Here is a 6000-nt window from a genome sequence, read left to right as displayed (position 1 = left end):
CAATGTGTTGGAGTACCTCACTGACCTCCTCTACGCACATCGCCGCGGGCTGCCATTGCCTTCCCTCCTCCCATTCACCACCAGCACTCAGGCTTCTCTTCCTGTCTGAGCCGGTGAACGGTTACCGGCGCTTTATCACGTCAGGACTCGTCACCGAGCGCCTTCAGTCGGGAGGTGTAGTATACGAATCCGTTTCGTTCTGCGATGAAATTACCCTCCTCCGAGGAGGTTGCCGGAATTAGCGTTCTCAATTGAGAAAGGTATTCCTGCTCACGTTGATGCCGGCCGAAAATTCTCCAAAGGAAAGAGCTGAACCTGAACATGCGTAAGAGAACGCTCTTCTTGTTCTCGGCAGTCATGAGCTTCCAAAGTGCTTTATGGCAGTCGTCAAACAGAGAGCCGAAGCGCTGAGAGTACAAATAAGAGTATGCTTCGGTGAGAATTCGCCGTTCGGTTGCTCCAAGTTTCGCTTCGTTATTCGTTTGGCTCAGTAGCTTGGATTTCTTTACGGCCGCCCGAATCTGGTTGTATCGATCATCCGTGGAGTCGATCACTTTGTCGAGCAGACGCAGTTTCAAGTGTGTTTCGCTCACCAAGTCAACCAAATTAAGGGCAGTGTTGTTGGCGACGGTCGTGTGTCCTGACAGTCCCTTCTTGCGGGATTCGACCTCCAGTTCGGTGAGGCTTTTAATTATTTCTTCCTTGCCTTTTCCGGCAACGTTGCATTCGGTGATTATTACCTTTGCGTGATAGTGCAAAGAGTTTGACGGCTCGCTTCGAGCCAAAGTCTCGTTGGCGGCCTTTACTGCTGCTTGATTGTCGCCCAGTGACTGATAGGCCAGTGCTAGATTCAGATAGACTTCGGTATACCAATCCTTCGTGAATTCAGTGGGCGCATAGGTCAGAGATGTCTCAAAAATCCTGATCGATTCTTCGGTCTGGCGCAGCATCCGCAGTCCAAATCCGTAGTAGAAGGCGACGCGGGCTGCCTCGCGATTCTTTGCTGCTGTGTCCAAAACACGGAAGATTTCTTCTGATGCGTGCTGGAGATCACGGAATTTGTCGGCCGTCTGCAGGGCTTTGAGATAAGCCTCAGCCATACGGAAGATTTTCTTGAAGGATGAGTCGTTATGTCGCGCCAGGCAATCCCTTAGTGCTGCGACAATTATGGCGTGATGGTTGCCCAGGCCGCTCATCCCATTTTCCCAGACGATTATTCTGGTGAGGGGCTGGAGAGATGGTTTTCCTTCACGCCATTTGGCGCCGAAGTAGATGTCCAAGGCACTGTCGACTATGGCGCGACGCTCATCTTCGCTCATTAAAGAACGGATGTAGTCGCGAACAGGGCGTGGAACTAGGAGGAGCTTGGGGGCTGAAGGATCATTGGCAATTGCCTTCTCTCGATTCGTGGAATCTGCTCCTAAGGCTACGAGAGGAACAACGTCAATGAGCGCGAGTTCCCGGAGTTTATTTACATTTTCCGGGAAGAATGGATCGATCGGGTCAAAGCGTTTTAGATTCTGGAATATCTCGCCGTGAGACAGAACTGTGAGCACCTTGAGTAGTCTGAAGCTTCGGCGAGTGTATTTGTTGGTGGAGCTTTGGAGTGCTGAGATGGATTGAGTTAGAGCTTTGGGGATTGGTTCGGTCTTGTCGGATTGGTTGAAGTCGTCGATGTTTGTATCTGGTAGGTCCTCTAGGGAGACAGACTGCAGTTGACTTAGCATCCGGTCGAGATGCATTGGGATGCCTTCGGATCTTGCGTAAAGCTTTTCCAGAGTCCTGGGGGTTGTAAGTCCCTTGCCCCCATCAGGATGATTGCTGATGTATCTCGCGCAGTCAGGTTCGTCGAGTGGGTGTAGTTGCGTTACGGGGAATCGTGATGGTCCGGGCGTTATTCGGCAAATCAGTACAAGATTGAGAGTGGGGACGAGGTCCAAGGTTGCTTGTACAATTTCGTCAAGCCGTCGAGCCCATCCTTCGGTGTGGCGTACAGAGCCTTCTTCCGGGAGATTGTCGAGGATGAGAATGCTCTCTGCAAAGGTTGAAACATTCAAGCAGAAGTCTTGGAACGTGATGCCCCACTGCTTGGTTGCTTCTGCTGTAAGCAGGTCGATTGAGTCAACGCCTTCGCAGTTGAGACGGAAGACATTTCTTGGGGGCTTGTCTGCTAAAAGGGTGGAATAGAGAAACCCTTCTTTGCCCAGTCCCCAGTCTGACACGAGCCAGGCTGCACGGTGCTGTGTGAGCGATGATTTGAATGCTTCTTGTTCGGCGGTCCGCACCTTGAGGTGCTGTGGTGCTTGCCGAATGCTCCATCTTGGCACTGAGTTCAGGCGGGATGCTGCGCTATTCAGATCGGGAGGGGCCTCAATGAGGTTTGTCGGCCCGAGGGATGTTGTGCTGGTGGTTTGTAGAGATAATTTGATTTCTGTTGTCGTGATTGTGACGTTGGAGGCGTCTCCATCTTGCGAGGTTAGGCTGTCTTCAGGAATTGGGTTTGCGATCGCAAAGGGTTCTTTTATTGCTTCGTTTTCGGTCAGTTCGAAGCGGTGGTCGGGGGCAAGCCTGAGTTGACCCGCATAGGCTTTGATGCTGTGTCGCGGCCAGAGTTGGAAAGTGCCCGTGTCTCCTTGGATATCGATTCTACCCGCTGAGTACCCATGCTCGCGCTGGTATTCAGTGCTGTTGATTACATAGTGCTCCAAGCCAAAAAGGGAGCGTCCCTGAATCAATCTACGAGGTGACGCCCCCCCCTTCGGCAAGCAGTTCGACTTGGGTGGTGTGGAGGTGGCCGCATAAATGGGCAAAGAAGCGTCCAGGGGGAGCAATGTCCATGCGAAAGCGATCTTTCGCTGATGGATCTAGCCAGGATGGCGGATGGTGCGTTAAGAGCAGGTTTGTGTGATTGTTGGAGCACCATTTGTCGGCATCGTTCCCGCAGACGCTGTGAATCTGGCGTTCATTTAGATCCAGTTTGCTCTCGTAGTCGACATCGCCAAAAAGCTGCAGGAACGACGAATTCAGGCCAACTATGCCTAGGCGGAATCCATCCTTTTCAAAAACAGACGAGAAGTCTCCCGGAATAATGCCTGTGGTGTAGCGAAGTGTTGGGAGTGGCAGGGTCTTGAGCCATTGTGAGTATGGCTCAAAGATGACGGCAATTAGTTTCCTGTATTCTGATTCGGGATTCTCCCAGAAGTCCTTTTGGACATCTGGATCCGTATGCCACGATAGTCGAATTAGTTTTGCGTATGGGTTTGTTTTTTCCGGTCTCCGAAGATCGTGATTGCCCGGAACCGGGACAAACAGAGGGGTGTGGCCATGTCTTTTGAAGAACGACCACATGTCGGCGAGAGTTTCGTTTAATTGGATGAACTCTGCGGGGGCTGCTTTTTGCGTGAGGTCACCAGTGAAAAATACTAAGTCCAGGGTGCCTAACTTTTTGAGGACACGTTCCAGATCTGTGTAGAAGGCGGAACGAACGGTAGGCCAAAGCCATTTTTGACCATCCATCCCTTGATGAAGATCCGTGAAGTGTAGCCAAGAGAGTGAAGTCATGGTGGGGGTAGCGTAGCGGACCTTCGTTTGGTTGGGTAGTTTGAAGAAGGTAAAAGTGGAGGGGGGCAGGGGGTGAACCTGATTCCCCCGATACCCTCACCCCGCTCTCCCGAAGGGAGAGGGGAAATGGGGGCTCAGTGCACGCCGGTCTTCAGGAAGACCCGCAGGGCCTCCGCCACGCTCCAGGCCTGCGCGATGCACCCTCGCGGCCGGTAGGGTTCCGTCGCGTCGAAGATCTCGCTGATCTGCCCCACGCCCGCGTGCTCCAGGTGATCCTCCAGGCCCTTGAGCAGCGCTCGTGCCGCTCCCTTGTTCGTGTTCACCTTCAGCGTCGCGTCCACGTAGTGGCCGATCAGCCAACCCCACACCGTCCCCTGGTGGCACGCCGCGTCCCGCGCCCGCAGGTCTCCGTCGTAGTTCGCCTTGTAGTCCCGGTGCCCCGGCGCTAGGCTTCGCAGCCCCACCGGTGTCAGCAATTCCTTGCGCACCTTCTCCACACCGGCTCCCACTTGTCCCGCTTCAGCACCGGGTTCTTCAGCGAGATGGCGAACACCTGGTTCGGCCTCATCACCGCCGGATCGTCCTCCCCGTCCACCAGGTCGAACAGGCACCCCTCCGCCGCGTTCCAGAAGCGCCGGTTGAAGCTCGCGTAGGCCTTCTCCGCCGCCGCGTACGGCCTCGCGTCCTTCCCCATCCGCTCCGACCACTCCACCATCAGCCTCAACGCGTTGAACCACAGCGCGTTGATCTCCACCACCTTCCCCCGCCTCGGCGTCACCACCCAGCCGTCCACCTTCGCGTCCATCCACGTCAGCTGGTAGCCCTCCTGCCCCTGGCTCAACAGCCCATCCGCCGGATCCACCCGGATGTTGTGCCGCGTCCCCTTCTGGTGCTGCTCGATGATGTTCGCCGTCGTCGGGTAGAAGTCCCGCAGCAGCTCCTCGTCCTTCGTGTGCTCGAGGTACCGGTCCACCGCGTGGAAGAACCACATCGTCGCGTCCGCCGTGTGGTACAGGCCCTCGTTCTCGCCCTCGGGGAAGAGGTTGGGCAACAGCCCGTCCTTCACGTAGTGGTGAGCATAGGCGGCATGGGAGCCCTGTTGTGGGCGAGGGCCGGGGTAGGTGGTCGTCCAGGAGGGCCGCGCGACACGCATTGGACGGTGCAGGAGGGCCCCGGGAGGCCCGCCCGTCGCGCTCCTCCACCTGCCCCTCCCCAGCTACACCTCGCCAGGGCACACGTTACCGTTGTGCTCCCACGAACCTCCCTGGAGCACCGTGCGCCCCTGGTTCTGTCTCCAAAATGTCTCCAGGATTGGAGGGGACTCGGAGGGACAGGTGGGACTGCCGGGGACTCTCCCGTGGACTCGAAGTGCCCGGATTCACTCGCGATTCCTCGAAAGGCGTGTGCCGTCGCGGGTTTGGGGCACCCCTCGTCCACGGGTTCAAGTCCCGTACTCCTCGCCAATAGAAGGGCCCGGGATCGCAAGGTTCCGGGCCCTTCGTCTTTTCAACGCCCGGGTTTCTCCTGCGGCGCGCTCCCAGTCTCCAGGATGCCTCCAGAAGTTCGGGGACCTCCGCCCCTTCAGGTGCCGGTTGGCCGCTCGCAGCACGGCCAGCGCTGGGTCATGGGCACCCGCCGGTGGAGAAGAGGTGAACGACTGTGGCTCACGTCACGATCGCGGCGACGGGGCGGTGATCAGACAGCTCGCTGTGGTCGAGCACGCCCAAGTTACTGAGCTCCGCGCGGCAGACCAGCAGGTGATCGATGTCGGCGCCGCCAGTCGCGTCCTCCGCGGGGCGCGCGCGCGGCGAGCCGGGAGGCAGCGCGCCCACCACCACCTCCGCGCCAAGCGCGCGCACCAGCACCTCGCGCTCGGCATTGAAGTCACCACCGATGCAAACGGGCGCGCTCGACGCGTGGAACAACTCCCGGAGCGCGGCGAGCTGCGCCTCGCCCTTCGGGCCCCAGCTCACGTGCGTGCTGGCGACGACCAACCCCGAGGGCACGGTGACCGCGAGCACGCCCTTGCCGGGGTCGCCCGCGAAGGTCTGCGCACGGAGCACCGTCGAGCCTTCGGGTGCGACGACCACCAGGTGCTCGCTCAGGTCGCGCATCGGCGCACCGGGCCGCTTCTGCCTCGGCACGCGCGGGTACGGGTGGAGCATAGGAGGAACAGGCGCGCTCTTGCAGGGGGGGTGCTGGGCGGCGAGGTGGATGAACTCGATGGCTGCACCCGCGCTCTGGCAGGGGCGGGCGGCCCTCGAGGTGCTCTCTGCTGGCGGTGTGAGTGCGTATTCCGGCCAACCCGAGCACTCGTTCCAGCAGGGTCGAGCACCGCTGGCCGCGGCTGCCTCCCCTCCCGCTCCTTCGGCCCCACCGAGGTTCCTGGAAGGCCGCTCCCACCAGTCGTGGAGCGGACTTACAGGGGCCGAGCGATGA

At 58.4% G+C, this 6000-nt stretch carries 5 protein-coding genes; all 5 read right to left on the bottom strand.

Features of this window, described 5'->3' with window-relative positions:
• Positions 1–140 precede the first annotated feature (140 nt).
• The gene (locus DAT35_RS58665) at positions 141–2735 is read right to left on the bottom strand and encodes a tol-pal system YbgF family protein (protein ID WP_146210329.1); all 2595 of its coding nucleotides are present in this window, start codon (positions 2733–2735) and stop codon (positions 141–143) included.
• A 1-nt stretch (position 2736) separates the two neighbouring features.
• Positions 2737–3561, bottom strand: a complete 825-nt coding sequence (locus DAT35_RS56875) for a metallophosphoesterase (protein ID WP_108077838.1) — start codon at positions 3559–3561, stop codon at positions 2737–2739.
• Between the two features lie 134 nt (positions 3562–3695).
• Positions 3696–4049 (bottom strand): amylo-alpha-1,6-glucosidase, encoded by a 354-nt coding sequence (locus DAT35_RS62640; protein ID WP_369946732.1) that lies wholly within the window; start codon positions 4047–4049, stop codon positions 3696–3698.
• On the bottom strand, positions 4031–4714 hold the full coding sequence (locus tag DAT35_RS56870) for an amylo-alpha-1,6-glucosidase (RefSeq protein ID WP_369946730.1): 684 nt from the start codon (positions 4712–4714) through the stop codon (positions 4031–4033). Before DAT35_RS56870 ends, DAT35_RS62640 begins: the two co-directional genes overlap by 19 nt.
• Positions 4715–5225: 511 nt before the next feature.
• On the bottom strand, positions 5226–5675 hold the full coding sequence (locus DAT35_RS56865; protein ID WP_146210328.1) for an endonuclease/exonuclease/phosphatase family protein: 450 nt from the start codon (positions 5673–5675) through the stop codon (positions 5226–5228).
• Positions 5676–6000: the final 325 nt, after the last annotated feature.

This window comes from Vitiosangium sp. GDMCC 1.1324, assembly GCF_003044305.1.
Taxonomy (GTDB): domain Bacteria; phylum Myxococcota; class Myxococcia; order Myxococcales; family Myxococcaceae; genus Archangium.
This window is presented reverse-complemented; position numbering and strand designations above follow the sequence as displayed.